Here is a 15,364-nt window from a genome sequence, read left to right on the forward strand (position 1 = left end):
CGACAGCGGCGTCGACCACGGAGGGGGCGGGGCAGGGGGAAGCCGGAGCGCCTGCGGGGCTTGGGGCGGGGGGCGGTCTCGCCGGGGCCGGGTGGGGTGGTGGAGAAGCGACCTTCGGTGGCGCCGCCGCCGGGTCCGGTCGCCCCGCACGCGGAGTGAGGTTCGATCATGAGAGCACCCCCTGGGAGAGGTGACGGTGGGTGTCGCACAGGGAGTCCATGCCCTCGAGGTCGTGGGAAATGACGAGGATGGACAGTCCGGCGCGCCTGCGTTCCTTCAGGACGGAGACGAGCAGGTCTCGGGACTCCCTATCCAGTCCGGCCATTGGTTCGTCGAGGATGAGGACGCGGGGGTGCGCGGCGAGCAGGCCCGCGAGGGCGACGCGGCGCATTTGCCCTCCGGAGAGGTCGTCGATGCCTCGTGAGGCCAGCGCGGGGTCGAGCCCGACCAGGTCCATGGCCTGCGCAACGAGGCGATCCGCCTCCTGCCGGGCGAGGGTGTCCTTGCGCCGCGCCGATAGCGCGCCGACGCGGGGGCCGTGTCCGGCGGCCGCGAGAATGTCGGAGCGCACGGAGGGGCGCTGGAGCTGGAGGCGGGCGAATTGCATGGAGAGGGCGACGTCACCGATCCTGCGTTCCATGGGCTTGGAGCCGAGCGTGACGTTTCCCCAGGTGGGCACAAGAAGTCCCGCGAGGATCCTTGAGAGGGTGGTTTTCCCCGAGCCGTTGTCGCCGGTGATGAGCATGGCCTGGCCGGGGTCGAGGATGAGGGTGACGTCGTGGAGGACGGGTTTCTCCCAGGGGGTTCCAAGGTCGTAGGTGTGGGCGACGCGGTCGGCCCAGAGGTGTTCGGCGTTGATGAGCGCCGGTGTGCTAGTGGGCGTCTCTCGGGGCGGTCGGGGGGTCGTGGGGGGCGCTGGTGCGCCTTCCTCCGACACCGCCTCGTCGCGCGGAGCCGGGCCCAGTAACGCGGGCCGCTCGTCGGAGAGGATGCGCCCGCGCTCGATCGTGATGACGCGGTCGGCCCGGTCGGCCTCGGCGGGGTCGTGGGTGATGTGGACGACCGCGATTCCCTGCTGGGGTAGGGATGAGAGGAGGTTGAGCATCTCGGAGCGCCCCGCCCGGTCGATCATGGCGGTGGATTCGTCGGAGATGAGCAGGCGGGGCGAGCGGGCGAGGGCCCCCGCGAGTGCGAGTCTTTGAAGCTGGCCACCGGAGAGGGAGCGCGGGTCGGCGTCGGCCAGGCCGGCCAGCCCGACCCGTTCGAGGAGGTCATCGAGGTCGAGGTCGCGCGTCTCCTGGTCGCTCATGCCCCAGGTGACGTCTTCGGCGACATTTTGTCCCAGGACGAGGAGCTCGGAGCGTTGGCCGACCAGCGCACTCCCGCCGACGGCTCCGAGGCCACCGCCTCCCGTGCGCGTCCCCTCGCCCGGTTCGGCCCCGGCGAGGAGCAGCGCGAGGGTGGACTTGCCCGAGCCGTTGTGTCCGACGATGACCGTGTATTCGGGACGTTCGAAGCTGATGGTGACGCCGCGCAGGGCGTGTTGCTGGGCCCCCGGGTAGGTGAAGCTCACGTCGTTCAGGGCGAGGGGAAGGGGGGAGGAGGGGGCGTCGTCGCCGACGGTGTTGGCGGCGGGGGCATTGGCGAGGGGGTCCCATCCGGTGTCGAGGGAGATGCGACGCAGGATGGCCACGAGGAGCCATCGGGCTGCGAGCACCAGGAAGGCAACGCCGACGAAGCGGGTGATGGGAATCCACACCCACCAGGCGTCGACGATCCACTGGCCGAGGGTGTGCCCGGCGTCGACGATTGCACCGGAGTGGGGGATGTGGCCGATGAGCCAGAGGAGTCCGTCGAGCATCTTCTGGATGCTCTCGAGGCCGAGGGCACGCAGGTCGGCCAGGAGCCAGAAGGCCACGCCTGTTCCGATGCCCCAGACGAGGCCGAGGCCGACTGCGACCGCGCCCACGCTCAGCCAGGAGGCTCGTTTCCGGTGCAGGAAGCCGATGATGAGGCCGACGAGCGCGGCCTGAAAGCACCGTCCGGCCGTGGCGAATCCTCCGACGGCGATGGCAAGGAGCACCGTGGAGGCGAAGGCGGCCGCTGAGGCGCGTGGCCGCAGCTTGAGGGACACCATGGCGAGGGGGACCGCGGTAGCGACCTGGAACAAGAGCTGAAAGACGGGGGTCACTGCGGCGATCAGGCCGAAGGTGACGGCGAGTCCGGAGAGCGCGCCGGCGGTCGCTACCTCGACGGGCGTGAGGAGGCGGGCGTCGCGCGCGGTGAAGCTCATGCCCCTAGTGTCCCAGGCCCCGCCCCGATCTGCGAGCGCCGTGCCGGGCATCCCTCGCGTTACTCGGTGAGCCTGTGCCTCTCCCTTTCGAGTCGGGGAGAGAATCGAGGGGGCGCTGGTTTCACGCCCCGTTCAGTTCGCCGAAGGGAATATGGACGCTGGGCGCTAGGTGCGATGTCGTGTCGATGTTGCGGCGCTGGTCGTCGAAGAAGATGTGCGGCTCCAAGACGGCCAGAATCGGGCCCTTGTCGACACCACCAAGGAAGAAGGCGTCGTTGACGCGCAAGCCCCACTGGTGGATCGAGTTGATGGCGCGCTCGTGGGCGGGGGCGCTGCGCGCCGTCACGACCGCGACGCGGACCCTTCGCTGGTAGCCACCCGGGTCGTCGACGCTTCTGACGTCCTCAATTCCCTGGATTCGGTTGATCTTCCCGAGGAAACCTGCCATCGGCCCCTTGGGGAGTGCCTCATCGGCCAGTGCCGTCTCTGTTCTTTGATACTCCTCCAGGGTGCCCTTCTGATAGACCTGCTCGGCCGAGTCGGTGGCCAGGACGCCATCGAAGTCGAAGGCGATGCGCAGGTCGTTTCCCCCGTCGTCGTCTACTCCAGGGCCCACGACATGTCCCGCCGCGAAGCCCAGGCCGATCGCCTCGCGGACGTCGTCCTCGTTGGCCGAGAGGAACAGGGACATGCGCAGCGGCTCCATGAAGCGGTAGGGGGAGCGGCCCTGCATGAAGATCGCGCGCGTGATGTCCAGCCCGTGGTGCTGAACCGAGCGCATGACGCGCATTCCCGTCTCGGGGTCGTTGCGCGACAGGATGACCACCTCGACCAGGCGCTCGTCCTCGGAGAGGTCATTGAGGTCCAGGAGGCGCCGAATAAAGGGGAAGGCGACCCCCGGTTCTAGGACCTCATCGAGGTTCTCGCGCTGATACGCGCGGTACTTCTCCTCGCCCTCATTACGGAATACGGCGTCCGACTTCGACAGGTCGAAGAGGGCGCTGGAGGCAACACCAACGACGAGGGCGCGCTCCAGATCCAGTTTCCCGGGCATTGCGTCCTTCCTTCCGCTCGCGGGCCTCTTGTCCTTGAGATAAGGGTATAGGCGCCCGCGCACACCTGGGGCTTCGCGGCAACCGGGTCCTGCCGCGCGAGGCTCTAACCCTCCTCGTCGAGAGGAAGAGCGGCAGGCACGGGGGTGTCGAGGGCGCGGATGTGGGGGATCGCGTACATGACGACACCGACGACGCAGAAGAAGATTCCCGCGGCGGTGAAGAGGACGGGGCCTCCCATCTTCTCGGCGAAGGCGCCGCCCAAGACGATGCCGACGGGCATCGAGAACCCGAGCATCAGCTGGAAGAACCCGAGCGCGCGACCGACCTTGTCCTCCCCGACGTGCCTCTGGATGAGGGTCATGAGGGGGGCGTGGAACCACGCCAGGAAGATGCATCCGAAGCCCATGAGGGCGACGAAAGCCCAGAAGCCGCCGCGCGGGAGCAGACCGACGGCGGCGAAGGGAAGGCCGACGACGACGGTCGTGGCGCTGATGAGCAGGGCGAGGCGCTTGCCCCCGCCCCAGGCCATCATGATGAGTGCGCCGAGGAGCATGCAGGTGCCCGTGATCGCCTCGGCGACGGACACCATTGCCCCGTCGGCTCCGAAGTACTGCTGCGCCATCAGCGGGTAGACCGCCGCGAGCGCTTCGAACACCATCATGCCGGCCGTGAGGGCGACGATGAGGTAGACGAGGCCCGAGTTGGCGCTCAGCGCGCGCCAGCCCTCGCGGATCTGCCCCATGATGGTTGGGGGCATCTCGGCCTCGACGGAGGGAATCCTCGCAAGTGCCAGTCCGGCGACCGCCAGGAGCGCCCCCACGAACTCCAGGCCGAGGGTGTAGGGAAGCCCGAAGGCGGTGTAGAGGGCGATGCCGATGGCGGGGGAACCGATGTTGGCGATGGATCCGATGGCCTGGTCGAGGGTGTTGACGCGCATGAGGTGTTTCTCGGGGACCAGCATCGGCATGGCCGCGCTCATCGCTGGGAAGTGGAATGCCTGGAAGCAGCTGCGCAGCGCGGCGAAGAGGCATATGAGGGCGAAGCTCCCATGTCCCAGCCATGCCAGCGCCCCCAGCGCGAGCGACATTCCACCCGCACCCAGGTCGGAGATGATCATGACGGTGCGCCGGTTGTAGCGGTCGGCGGCGACGCCGCCCAGCGGGGCCAGGAGCCCGAGGGGAAGCTGGGAGAGGGCCATGACGATGGCGAGCTTGAGGGCCGAGCCCTCGGTCGTGGTGACGTGCCAGATGATCGCCCACCCCGACGCGCCGCTGGTGATGATGGAAAACGCCTGGCCGCTCCAGATCAAAGCGACCACTGCCCACCAGTTCGGTGCGAGGCTACGTCCGGAGGCGCTGACGAGCGCGGGCGACGAGGTGTCTGGAGTCACTCACACGAGGGTAGCGGGGCGTTTCCTATCAGTCAACGGGCCGAGCGATCCGACCGCCGAGCCGACACGACCGGGGCCGGATATCACACCGCGTCATAATGTCGCGATCACTCTTGTGAGGTTCACCTAATGTTGTGTAGCATCTCCCTCGTATTCCCCGAGACACGAGAGGGCACAATGAAGACACGCCTCGCTACACTGACAACTCTCCTGGCCGCAGCCGCGCTGGCCCTCTCCGCCTGCGCGGGCGCCGGGGGAAGCGCTCAGTCCAACGCAACCATCCAGGAGACGGGAGCCTCGGCAACCCGCACGATCACCGACCACGGAGGCAACGAGGTCACCCTGCCCGAGAAGGTCACTCGCGTCGCCATCGACCAGATCCCCATCGAATCCACCTACCTGGCCTACTTCGACGGCAAGGCCCCCTACCTGGTGGGTATGAGCGCCGCACGAGTCAAGGCCATGAGCCAGACGATCGCCGCCGAGATGGCTCCCGAGATGATGCAGGTGGACACCAGCTACTACGACAAGGGCGAGCTCAACGCCGAGGCCCTGCTCAACCTCAACGTTGACGTCGTGTTGTACAACGCGTTCAACAAGGAGCACGGCGAGATGTTCCGCAAGGCCGGGATTCCCGCCGTCGGCTTCACGACGATGGGCAACCCCTCCGACACCTACACGCAGTGGATGGAGCTCCTCGAGGACGTCTTCAACCAGGACGGCCACATGGCCGACAAGATTGCTCTGGGTCAGAACCTAATTGCCGACGCCCGCGCGCGCACCGCCAAGGTCCCCGAGGACCAGAGGGTCTCGACGATGGTTCTCATGGGCGCGGCCGACGGGCAGCTCGCGGTCGCCGGCGGCAAGGACGGCTGGTTCACCAACGAATGGGCCGACTCGCTGAACTACGTCAACGTCTCGCGCGACACCGACACCTCGCACACGCCCGTCACCTTCGAGCAGGTCCTCACGTGGGATCCCCAGGTCCTCCTCGTCACCGGAAAGGGCATGTCGAACATGACGGCGAACTCCGTCCTGACCAACTCGGTCGAAGGCGTTGACCTCTCCACCCTGTCCTCGGTCAAGAGCGGCCGCGTCTACTCCACCGGGCTGGGGATGTGGAATTGGTTCACTCCCAACCCGGATGCCCCGATCGTCGCGAACTGGATCGGAGCCTCGCTGTACCCCGACCAGTTCTCCGACGTGGACCTCGTGACCATCACGAAGGACTACTACCAGAAGATGTATAACTTCACGCTCACGGACGAGCAGGCCCGACGAATCGTCAACCCCGACGCCTCCTGACGCTGGGCCCCGGCCTCGCTCAATCAACGAGGCCGGGGCTCCGTCACGCGTGTAGCTCCCGGCTCGCCGGGGAGAGGACACCATGAAGTCACTGCTGACCAGGAACGGGAGGCTGCGCGTCTGGGTGATCCCCACCCTGGTCACCCTGATCGTGGCCTGCGCCGCCGCGGCGATGCTGATCGGACGGTTCTCCGTCTCGCTGGAGGACGTGATCGCCGCCCTGCGGGCGCGCTTCGCGGGCGGTCCCGCAGTGTCCCCGCGCGTCAACTCCGTCGTCTTCGACCTGCGCGCCCCCCGCATCATCGTGGCGATCCTCATCGGCGGGGGGCTGTCGGTGGCCGGGGCGTCGTTTCAGTCGCTCTTCTCCAATCCCCTGGCGACCCCGGACACGCTGGGGGTTGCGGCCGGAACCTGCGTCGGAGCCGTGATCGCGCTGCTGCTCGACTGGAACCTCATCGGCGTGCAGGCCGCCGCCCTGGGGGCAGGCCTGGCGACGATGACCTTCACGACGGCGATCGCCCGCACCCGGACGGGGTCGTTCAACGTCATCACGCTGGTGTTGGGCGGCGTCATCGTCTCTGCCCTCGCGAACGCCGTCCTGTCGCTGCTCAAGCTGACGGCCGACCCGACCAGCCAGCTCCCGGAGATCACCTACTGGCTCATGGGGTCCCTGGCGGCGGTCACCTACCGCCAGATCGCGCTCGGGGCACCCTTCATCATCGGGGGCATCGTCGTCATCGTGGCGTTGCGCTGGCAGCTCAACATTCTCTCCCTGTCCGAGGACGAGGCCCGCACCGCCGGCGTGAACGTCTCCCTGATGCGGGCGGTCCTGATTGTCGCGTCGACGGTCATCACCGCCTCGGTGATATCGATGTGCGGCCAGGTCGGGTGGGTGGGCCTGCTGGTGCCGCACTGCGCGCGCATGCTGTGCGGACAGAACAACCGCGCGGTCATTCCGGTGTCGGCTCTGCTGGGGTCTGCCCTGATGATCGTCATCGACACTCTGGCCCGTTCCCTGTCGGCCTCGGAGATTCCGATTTCGATCCTCACGGCCATCATCGGGGCGCCCTTCTTTATCGTGCTGTTGCGTCGGACGGGAGGGGCGCGATGATCAGCGTTGAGGGCGCGACCTTCACCTATCCGGGCGCGCCGGCCCCGATCCTGCGCGACGTCAGCTTCACGGTTCCGGAGAGCTCCCTGCTGGCGGTCCTGGGGCCGAACGGGGCGGGGAAGACCACGCTGCTGCGCACGATGATCGGCCTGCAAAAGTGGGATCGGGGGCGCACCCTCGTTGACGGCACGGACATTTGCGCGATGTCGACGCGAGCGCTCGGGCGAATCCTGTCCTACGTTCCCCAGGCGCGTCACGCGTCCAACGTTGCCCTGACCGGCCTCGAGATGGTCATGGTCGGGCGCGCTCCCCACATGCGCACGCTCGCCCAACCGGGACCCCGCGAGGAGGCGATGGCCCGGGATGTTCTGGAGGAGGTCGGTGCCTCGCACCTGGCGGGGATGCCGTGCGCGACCATGTCGGGCGGGCAGTTCCAGATGATCCTGATTGCCCGCGCGCTCGTCGCTAACCCGCGCGTCCTCGTGCTGGACGAGCCCGAGACCGGCCTGGACTTCCGCAATCAGCTGATCGTCCTGGGACTCCTGGAGCGCCTCGTGAAGGATCGGGGGCTGGCGGTCATCATGAACACCCACTACCCCGCTCACGCCCTGCGGGTCGCGGACCAGGTGGCGCTTTTCTCGTCCACTCACGAGGCCGTGGTTGGGTCCGCTCACTCCGTGATGCACGAGGACACCCTGGCCGCCGTGTTCGGCGTGGACGTGGCGATCGGCAGCCTTCCCTTCGAGGGGGAGGACGTGCGGGCCATCGTGCCGGTGCGCCTATCCGACGCGGGCGCGCGGCCCGCGGACCAGTCGCCCCGGTAGCAATTTGTGCAGGTCAGCGACATTATTCTTCCGAGTGCGGTACCGTAATGGGGTGGTTGCGCGCACTGCGCGAAAGGCGCGTGAGAGGCGCCGATCGCTTGGTAGCGAGATCACGTCGGCCCCGCAGGCGGGTCCGATCGGTGCCCCGCCAGCGGGGCGAACACGAAGGAGGTCCCATGACTACCGGGACCGTCAAATGGTTCAACGACGCCAAAGGTTTCGGCTTCATCACCCCCGATGACCGCTCCGTTGACGTCTTCGTGCACTATTCGAACATCGTCGGCCAATCTGGGCGCCGCACTCTCATGGAGGGCGAGAGGGTCGAGTACGAGGCGATCGAGGGGCCGAAGGGTCCCCAAGCCACGGATGTTGCACGAGCTGAGTGACATCGTGTGCCCGGGTGGTTCATCCACTCGGGCACACCTGTATGACGCGAGGCGATCCGCCCCATCGGGCGACACGGTATTCCCTTGCGATAACGGTCTTTTACCTTTTCTTTATTCAACAACTGTGCAGTGTCTTACAAGGCGCCTTGCGGCTATGGACCGCGATGGCGACACGCCGTAGAATAGGTACTGCACCAACGGGGGCGACGCAGGTCGGCCCCGTTTTTTGATGCCGTCCCCTGGGCGGCGCGGGCCGACCGGCCCACACAACACGCTGGCGTGCGGGGCGCGCTTCGCGCATCCGCGCGAAGACACTCTGAAGGAGAACCCCATGGATCACATCGTCAAGGCCGAGACCGCCCCCACCATGAGCCAGGCCACCACCTCGGCTTCCGTTTTCGTCGCCCTCGTCGTCCTCCTCGCCGCCCTCGGCGTGGTCGCCGCCCTGCAGGTCGCCTCCGTGTCCTCGATGGTCCTGGCCGTCGTCGTCGCCCTGACCGCCCTGATCGTCTCCCCCGCGATCATTTCGATCGCTCGCACGCGCGCCTGAGACGCCGCGGGGCGCGTGAGTATCGCGCGCCCCTCCCCCGCCAGCGTGACACCGCCGAGGTGTCGCGCTTTTTCTTTGCCTTCTTGAGGCTTCGCGACCTCATATCTGCACCGCTCACCACCGCCCCCATAAGGACATTTGCACAATATGGCGTCTCCCACTAAAGTTCGTCTGTTAACCCCGACATCAAGGAGGATGCGATGAGCGGCTTCACAATGAACACGGAGAAGCTGGAGCAGGCGTCGAGCGACATGAGCCAGCTAGCCGAGGGAATATCGGAGCTGGGACTCACCAAGTGCGAGGACTCCTTCGACTGCGGCGATCACGCCGTGGAGGAGGCGCTGTCATACTTCGCTACCATGTACAACAAGCGCGGTCAGGCCACACGGGAGTGGCTCAACAGCAGTGCCAGCGGTCTGCACATCACCGCGTACGCGACAGAGGACACCGACGACGAGGCGGCGACGGTCTTTGCGGCGCTTCGCTCCAAGCTGTAGAAACGAGGGAATCATGGCGGTAGGGTTTTCGCAGCGCTTTCCGGCTGTGACGGGGGATCTGGGCTCGATCTGGTCGTGTCAGAACGAGATCAGGAATCGCTCGCGCCAGATCGGGGAGCTGTACACGGGCGTCAACACAGTCATCGGCAGGTGCGACGAGTGGACGGGGCTGGCCAGGGACGCCTTCGTCACCAGCGCGGACGCCGAGAAACGCGAGATCGGCATCTGGGAGGACGGGACCCTTCAGGCGGCGAACGCGCTGAAGAGCTACTACTTCACGCTCGAGTGGGTCATCGGCTCGGTCAACGGCATTCGGGCCCGGGCAGACGAGCTGTGGGCGCAGTACCAGGCGATGACCCCCGCCGACCGGGCAACGCAGGAGGCCGCCATCGAGGAGGAACTGTCCTACCTGCAGGGACGCTACGACGAGGCGAAGATGACTTTGTCGGAGGAGGCACTGAACACCGGGGCCTCACTCAGGGAGGCCCTGTACTTCACGCCCGAGGACATCCACAAGGAAGATGGCGCAGCCAGGTACGTCGACTACGGGGATACACGTTCCCTGACTCAGCAAGAGCTCGCAGACATGCTCGCGCGACTAAGCGACCCATCGTCTTCCCTCTTCGATATCGATCAGGGTCGCATCGGCGACTGCCACCTGCTGGCCTCCCTCAACGCCTACAACCAGACCGAGGCGGGACGCAGGTATCTGGCGAGCCTCATCACCCCGCACTACGGTGCCGACGGTAAGGTGGACGGGTTCTACGTGGACTTCCCCGGATTCGACAGAAACCACAAGCGCGTGTTCGTCCAGGACGTACTGGAGCATGGCGACACCGCCGGGAAGAGCCGCAACGCTGACCTCGGTTCCATCTTCGAAAAGGCCTTCGTCCAGTCGCACATGGGTGGAACGCGCGGGAAGATTCCCACCTGGGGAGCCTCCGGGAGCCTGTCGGCCTTGACCATGGGGGACATCTCCGGCAAAGCGACGTATCCGACCGTCAATCTTGGTATCAACCGAGAAAGCCTGAAGACAGCAGCCATTGACGCAGTCACGACAGGTAGGCCCGTTGTCGCCGAGTCCAGCCCATTTGCCGGAGACGCGCAGGTCACCGCTAACGGCAGCCGAGAGGATATTACGATCGCTTCCAGCCACGTCTACACGGTGGCCGCAGCAGATGAGAACGGCGTGACCCTCATCAACCCTTGGGGACACAACGATCGCAGCGGTAACAGTGGCAGCAGAACGGGAGCGACCTTCACGATGAGCTGGGATGAGTTCTACGCCAACTTCGGCGACGTCACGGTGGGGCAGATCCCATGACCGTCAACCCTCCGCGCAAGCGCGCCGTCGCCGGCATCCTCGCGCTGGTCTTCGCCGTGGCCTGGACCTACGCCCACATCGCCTACGCCTGGCCCTGGAAAGAACGTTCCACGGGCAACGCCTGCACCGGCAAGTACTACCTCACCCCATACGACAAGCAACGATCCTTTTCCTTAGGAACCCTCGCCGATGGCCGTGCGATCTACATGGGCAGCAGGGGAGAAGTTTACATGGGACACGACGTTGCTTCGTTCGGGCTGTCCGTAAGCACCGACACTGACAGCACCGATCCGCTCGCCCATGCCAAGAATCTGCATCGAGGTGACAGCACCACCGTCGAAGGGGTGGGAACCTTCACCCTCAAGGAAGCCCACTCCGACATCGTCTGGTTCACCCCCAACCCAGGAAAAGCAACATTCTGCTTCGACCCAGACCCCACCTTCACCATCTACGACTACGCGCAACAAGGCCACTAACAGCAGCCACACACCTCAGACGCGCACCCGGCGCGCATACGTTTTTTCTCACGTGTAGACCGCGGCGCGTATCGGCTGGGCATCCACGGACGGAGTATCCGTAAACTGGTGGAATGAGCCCCCAGAAGAACGAACCACGCGCGCTCGCCCTCGGCATTTCCTGCTACGTGATCTGGGGCTTCTTCCCCCTCTACTTCTCTCGGCTCGCCCCCGCGGGCGCCGTCGAGGTGATCGTCCACCGGGCCGTGTGGGGCCTCGTCTTCTGCCTGGCGGCCCTGGCCGTCACGGGGTCCCTGGGGAAGGTGCGCGCGCTGATTGCCGACCGGGGTGCCCTGTGGCGCCTCGCGGTCGCCGGCGCGCTCGTCGTCGTCAACTGGTCGGTGTACGTGTACGCGGTCCTCGCCGGCCACACGACGGACGCGGCGATCGGCTACTTCATCAACCCCCTCGTGACGATCGCGCTCGGCCTCATTGTGCTGCGCGAGCGCATCACCCCCATCCAGAAGATCGCGCTCGGCCTGGGCGCCCTAGCGGTCCTCATCCTCGTCGTCGGCCAGCGCTCCGTCCCGATCACGTCCCTCACGCTCGCCCTCACCTTCGGCCTGTACTCCCTGGTGAAGAAGGACGTGGCCGCGCGCGTCGACCCGCTGGCCGGGATGGCGATCGAAACCGCCGCCGTTTCGCCCCTCCTGCTGGGCTACTACGCGTACCTCGCGGCCACGTCCTCCACGTCCTTCCACACGATCGCCTCCTCCGACGAGGCTGGGACCTCCTGGATGGTTCACCTGGCCCTCCTGGTGGGCGCGGGGGCGCTGACGATGATCCCGCTCATCATGTTTGCGTCGGCGGCGAGAGGCCTCACCCTGGGGACGATGGGCTTCCTGCAGTACCTGGGCCCGACCCTGCAGCTCCTCGTCGCCGTCTTCATCTTCCACGAGTCTGTGCCCACGATTCGGTGGATTGCGATGGGCATCGTGTGGGTGGCGCTGGCGTGCCTGAGCGCCGACTGGGCGCTGACCTCCATTCGGACCAGGCGCCTGGCGCGCACCGTCCGCGACGCCTAGGCCGCCCTATTCTCCGCCCGGCTCGGGGCGTCCCGTGTAGTTGACGAAGCGCGCCATGTCGCCCTGGAAGAGGGCCGTCACGGTTGCCGTCGCGCCCGCCCGGTGCTTGGCGACGATGATGTCGGCCTCGCCGGGGCGGTCTTCCTTGTCGTAGTAGTCGGGGCGGTGCAGCAGGATGATGATGTCGGCGTCCTGCTCAAGCGACCCGGATTCGCGCAGGTCGCTCATCATGGGCTTGCGATCGGTGCGGCCCTCGGAGTTACGGTTCAGCTGGGCGACCGCGATCACCGGGATGTCCAGGTCCTTGGCCAGGAGCTTGAGGTTTCGCGACATGGCGGAGACTTCCTGCTGGCGGGATTCCACCTGGCGTCCGCTCGTCATCAGCTGCAGGTAGTCGACGACGACAAGGCCGAGGTTCTCCTGCTGCTTCAAGCGCCTGCACTTGGAGCGGATCTCCGAGATCGTGATGTTCGCCGAATCGTCAACGTACAGGGGCGCCTCGCTCATGCGCGAGGTGGTCTCGGCCACCTTGCGCCAGTCCACGTCGCTCATCTTGCCGGCCTGCATTTTGGACAGGCGCACGCCGGACTCGGCCGAGAGCATGCGCATCGCGATCTCCTGGTTGCTCATCTCCAGGGAGAAGATGAGCGAGGTGATCCCGTGCTTCATGGACGCCGAGCGGCAAAAGTCCAGGGCGAGCGTCGATTTGCCCATGGCGGGGCGGGCGGCGACGATGATCATCTGTCCGCCGTGCAGGCCCTGGGTGAGCTCGTCGAGGTCGGTGAAGCCCGTGGGAACACCGTTGAGCTTGCCCTGGTTCTTTTCGATGTCCTCCAGGGCGTTGAGGATGTCCGAGCTCATCTGCGTCATGGACACGTAGTCGCTTCTCTCGCGCCCGTCGGAGACCGCGTACACCTCGGCCTGAGCCTGGTCGACGATCTCGTCGACGTCGCCCCCAGCGTCCGCGTACCCGAGCTGGACGACGCGCGTGCCCGCGGTGACGAGGCGGCGCATGATCGCTCGCTCGCGCACGATCCGGGCGTAGTAGGCGGCGTTTGCCGCGGTGGGGACCGAGGCGATGAGGCTGTGCAGGTAGGCCGCTCCCCCGACCTTGGAGAGCATGCCTGCGCGCTTGAGTTCACCGGCGACCGTGATCGCATCCGCGGGTTCGGCGCGGCCGTTCAGTTCGACGATCGTGTCGAAGATCGTCTCGTGGCTGGGCTGGTAGAAGTCCTGTCCGCGCAGCATCTCGGACACCACGTTGGCGGCCTCGGTCGTCAGCATCATCGAGCCGAGGACGCTCATTTCCGCGTCGATGTCCTGCGGGGGGACGCGGTCGAACTGGTCGTCGGACATGTGATCCTCTCGGTGTCGGCTCCCGGGGACGAGGCCGGGGAAGGGCCGCGAGCGCGAGCGCGGTCCTGTGGATAGAGACCCTCCAGGCGAAGACTAACGCGTTGTAGGAGATTGCGCGACCGCCGATGTGCACCGGCATGTGCACAGATTGTGGATAACCTGTGCGCAACACCGAAGCGGCCTGTGCACAGCACCAAATGACGAATCTGCCAGCACAGATATGCTCATCACACTCACATCGTTGTCATTCATTGAGCCGTCTAGAATTTCCGAGTGCGCGGCTTTCCACAGGCCTGTGCACATGTTGTGGAAAAGAAACGGAGCATGTAATGGCGAGCACCCGCGAGTCCCCCGACCCGCAGCATCCGTCGGACCCCGGGCAGGCCGAGGCCTCGTCGATCCCGCGCATCACCACGCGAAGGATTCTCTCCCTGGCTCTTCCCGCCCTGGGCGCCCTCATCGCCGAACCGCTCTTCACCGTCATCGATTCGACGATGGTGGGCCACCTGGGCACGCCAGAACTGGCGGGGCTGGGCATCGCCTCGACCGTGCTCAACACCGCCGTCGGCCTCTTCGTCTTTCTCGCGTACTCCACGACCTCCCTGGCGGGGCGGCATCTGGGCGCTGGCAGGCGCGATCGTGCCATCCGCTCCGGGGTCGAGGCCATGTGGCTCGCCGGCGCCCTCGGGGTGCTCGCCGCACTCCTCCTGGCCGTCTGTGCCTCGCCGCTGCTGTCCTGGCTGGGGGCTGACGCGGAGACCATGCCCCACGCGCTGGCCTACCTGCGTTCCTCGGCCCCCGGCCTGGTCGGCATGTTCGTGGTCCTGGCGGCGACGGGAACCCTGCGCGGCCTGCAGGACACTCGCACCCCCCTGGTGGCGGCGTCCGTGGGCGCCGCGTTCAACGCCGCCGCGAACTGGACGCTCATGTACCCCCTCGGCCTGGGGGTGGCCGGATCGGGCCTGGGGACCGCCATCACGCAGAGCCTCATGGCGCTCTTCCTGGCCTGGGTGATCGTGCGCGGCGCGCGACGCGAGGGCGTTGAGCTGAGCCCCTCCGTCGCCGGGATCTTCTCCGCGGCCGCGGAAGGCGCCCCCCTCCTGGTGCGCACGCTCGCCCTGCGCGTGGCACTCCTGGCGACCCTGAGCGCGGTGACGGCGATCTCGACGCAGGCGCTCGCCGCCCACCAGATCGTGTGGACCCTGTGGACTTTCGCCGCCTACGTCCTGGATGCTCTGGCCATAGCGGCGCAGGCGCTCGCCGGGTTCACTCAGGGCAGCGGCGAGCGGGGGGCGATGGGCCCCCTCGTGCGTCTCCTCTCCCGCTGGGGGGTCGGCTTCGGCATCGTCGTCGGCCTCGTCCTGGCGATGGCCTCACCGTGGATCACCCGCATCTTCACAACCGACACGACCGTCGTCGACTACGCGACCGTCGCCCTCATCGTCGGCGCTTTCTTCCAGCCGGTCGCGGGGTACGTGTTCCTCCTCGACGGCATTCTCATCGGCGCGGGCCGGGGACGATACCTGGCGGCCGCCTCCGTCGCAAACCTCCTGGTCTACGCGCCCGTCCTGTGGTTGGTCGCCCACTCCCCCGCGCTCACCGCTCGCCCGTCCCTGGCACTCTCGCTCGTCTGGCTGTCCTATGCCGCCGTCTACACGGGCATGCGCGCCCTGACCAACGGCCTCGGGGCCCGCTCCCTCTGAGGCCCGGCCACCCCGCCGGGGGACCGCTCG

14 protein-coding genes are annotated in these 15,364 nt (G+C 66.8%); 10 read left to right on the forward strand and 4 right to left on the reverse strand.

Going from position 1 to position 15,364, the window contains the following annotated elements; translation table 11 throughout:
• Nucleotides 1-166 precede the first annotated feature (166 nt).
• From HMPREF9006_RS06490 to HMPREF9006_RS06500, 3 genes are all read right to left on the reverse strand, one after another.
• The gene (locus HMPREF9006_RS06490) at nucleotides 167-2,293 is read right to left on the reverse strand and encodes an ABC transporter ATP-binding protein (RefSeq protein WP_034232229.1); all 2,127 of its coding nucleotides are present in this window, start codon (nucleotides 2,291-2,293) and stop codon (nucleotides 167-169) included.
• Nucleotides 2,294-2,414: 121 nt separating this feature from the next.
• Nucleotides 2,415-3,347, reverse strand: coding sequence for a 5'-nucleotidase (locus HMPREF9006_RS06495; RefSeq protein WP_009212778.1), 933 nt, complete (start codon nucleotides 3,345-3,347; stop codon nucleotides 2,415-2,417).
• 104 nt (nucleotides 3,348-3,451) lie between these two features.
• Complete coding sequence (locus HMPREF9006_RS06500) at nucleotides 3,452-4,738, reverse strand: MFS transporter (protein ID WP_083806949.1); 1,287 nt, start codon at nucleotides 4,736-4,738, stop codon at nucleotides 3,452-3,454.
• Nucleotides 4,739-4,915: 177 nt separating this feature from the next.
• On the opposite strand from HMPREF9006_RS06500, the gene HMPREF9006_RS06505 reads away from it, so the two are divergent.
• The 9 genes from HMPREF9006_RS06505 to rarD all read left to right on the forward strand — a co-directional run bounded on the left by HMPREF9006_RS06505 (nucleotide 4,916) and on the right by rarD (nucleotide 12,275).
• Complete coding sequence (locus tag HMPREF9006_RS06505) at nucleotides 4,916-6,043, forward strand: ABC transporter substrate-binding protein (RefSeq protein ID WP_034231329.1); 1,128 nt, start codon at nucleotides 4,916-4,918, stop codon at nucleotides 6,041-6,043.
• An 82-nt stretch (nucleotides 6,044-6,125) separates the two neighbouring features.
• Entirely contained in the window at nucleotides 6,126-7,154 is a 1,029-nt protein-coding gene (locus tag HMPREF9006_RS06510) for a FecCD family ABC transporter permease (protein WP_009212781.1), read from the forward strand.
• A complete protein-coding gene (locus HMPREF9006_RS06515; protein WP_009212782.1) occupies nucleotides 7,151-7,978 on the forward strand; it encodes an ABC transporter ATP-binding protein in 828 nt (275 codons plus the stop codon). Before HMPREF9006_RS06510 ends, HMPREF9006_RS06515 begins: the two co-directional genes overlap by 4 nt.
• Nucleotides 7,979-8,154: 176 nt before the next feature.
• A complete protein-coding gene (locus HMPREF9006_RS06520) occupies nucleotides 8,155-8,364 on the forward strand; it encodes a cold-shock protein (protein WP_009212783.1) in 210 nt (69 codons plus the stop codon).
• A 331-nt stretch (nucleotides 8,365-8,695) separates the two neighbouring features.
• On the forward strand, nucleotides 8,696-8,914 hold the full coding sequence (locus HMPREF9006_RS06525; RefSeq protein ID WP_009212784.1) for a hypothetical protein: 219 nt from the start codon (nucleotides 8,696-8,698) through the stop codon (nucleotides 8,912-8,914).
• 200 nt (nucleotides 8,915-9,114) lie between these two features.
• Nucleotides 9,115-9,411: a hypothetical protein gene (locus tag HMPREF9006_RS06530; protein ID WP_009212785.1), complete on the forward strand. Its 297-nt coding sequence runs from the start codon at nucleotides 9,115-9,117 to the stop codon at nucleotides 9,409-9,411.
• Between the two features lie 13 nt (nucleotides 9,412-9,424).
• Complete coding sequence (locus HMPREF9006_RS06535; protein ID WP_009212786.1) at nucleotides 9,425-10,735, forward strand: C2 family cysteine protease; 1,311 nt, start codon at nucleotides 9,425-9,427, stop codon at nucleotides 10,733-10,735.
• A complete protein-coding gene (locus HMPREF9006_RS06540) occupies nucleotides 10,732-11,211 on the forward strand; it encodes a hypothetical protein (protein WP_009212787.1) in 480 nt (159 codons plus the stop codon). The genes HMPREF9006_RS06535 and HMPREF9006_RS06540 overlap by 4 nt, the downstream gene beginning before the upstream one ends.
• A 113-nt stretch (nucleotides 11,212-11,324) precedes the next feature.
• Entirely contained in the window at nucleotides 11,325-12,275 is a 951-nt protein-coding gene (gene rarD / locus HMPREF9006_RS06545) for an EamA family transporter RarD (RefSeq protein WP_009212788.1), read from the forward strand.
• Between the two features lie 6 nt (nucleotides 12,276-12,281).
• On the opposite strand, the gene dnaB is transcribed toward rarD, so the two are convergent.
• On the reverse strand, nucleotides 12,282-13,631 hold the full coding sequence (gene dnaB, locus HMPREF9006_RS06550) for a replicative DNA helicase (protein WP_009212789.1): 1,350 nt from the start codon (nucleotides 13,629-13,631) through the stop codon (nucleotides 12,282-12,284).
• Between the two features lie 329 nt (nucleotides 13,632-13,960).
• Between dnaB and HMPREF9006_RS06555 the strand changes: the two genes are divergently transcribed.
• Nucleotides 13,961-15,334 (forward strand): MATE family efflux transporter, encoded by a 1,374-nt coding sequence (locus HMPREF9006_RS06555; RefSeq protein WP_009212790.1) that lies wholly within the window; start codon nucleotides 13,961-13,963, stop codon nucleotides 15,332-15,334.
• The last annotated feature ends 30 nt before the right edge of the window (nucleotides 15,335-15,364 follow it).

Source organism: Actinomyces sp. oral taxon 180 str. F0310 (assembly GCF_000185285.1).
GTDB lineage: Bacteria > Actinomycetota > Actinomycetes > Actinomycetales > Actinomycetaceae > Pauljensenia.

Coding starts and splice junctions, on each gene's coding strand:
- HMPREF9006_RS06490 (WP_034232229.1), bottom strand. CDS start 2,293: ATGAGCTTCACCGCGCGCGACGCCCGCCTCCTCACGCCCGTCGAGGTA.
- HMPREF9006_RS06495 (WP_009212778.1), bottom strand. CDS start 3,347: ATGCCCGGGAAACTGGATCTGGAGCGCGCCCTCGTCGTTGGTGTTGCC.
- HMPREF9006_RS06505 (WP_034231329.1), top strand. CDS start 4,916: ATGAAGACACGCCTCGCTACACTGACAACTCTCCTGGCCGCAGCCGCG.
- HMPREF9006_RS06510 (WP_009212781.1), top strand. CDS start 6,126: ATGAAGTCACTGCTGACCAGGAACGGGAGGCTGCGCGTCTGGGTGATC.
- HMPREF9006_RS06515 (WP_009212782.1), top strand. CDS start 7,151: ATGATCAGCGTTGAGGGCGCGACCTTCACCTATCCGGGCGCGCCGGCC.
- HMPREF9006_RS06520 (WP_009212783.1), top strand. CDS start 8,155: ATGACTACCGGGACCGTCAAATGGTTCAACGACGCCAAAGGTTTCGGC.
- HMPREF9006_RS06525 (WP_009212784.1), top strand. CDS start 8,696: ATGGATCACATCGTCAAGGCCGAGACCGCCCCCACCATGAGCCAGGCC.
- HMPREF9006_RS06530 (WP_009212785.1), top strand. CDS start 9,115: ATGAGCGGCTTCACAATGAACACGGAGAAGCTGGAGCAGGCGTCGAGC.
- HMPREF9006_RS06535 (WP_009212786.1), top strand. CDS start 9,425: ATGGCGGTAGGGTTTTCGCAGCGCTTTCCGGCTGTGACGGGGGATCTG.
- HMPREF9006_RS06540 (WP_009212787.1), top strand. CDS start 10,732: ATGACCGTCAACCCTCCGCGCAAGCGCGCCGTCGCCGGCATCCTCGCG.
- rarD (WP_009212788.1), top strand. CDS start 11,325: ATGAGCCCCCAGAAGAACGAACCACGCGCGCTCGCCCTCGGCATTTCC.
- dnaB (WP_009212789.1), bottom strand. CDS start 13,631: ATGTCCGACGACCAGTTCGACCGCGTCCCCCCGCAGGACATCGACGCG.
- HMPREF9006_RS06555 (WP_009212790.1), top strand. CDS start 13,961: ATGGCGAGCACCCGCGAGTCCCCCGACCCGCAGCATCCGTCGGACCCC.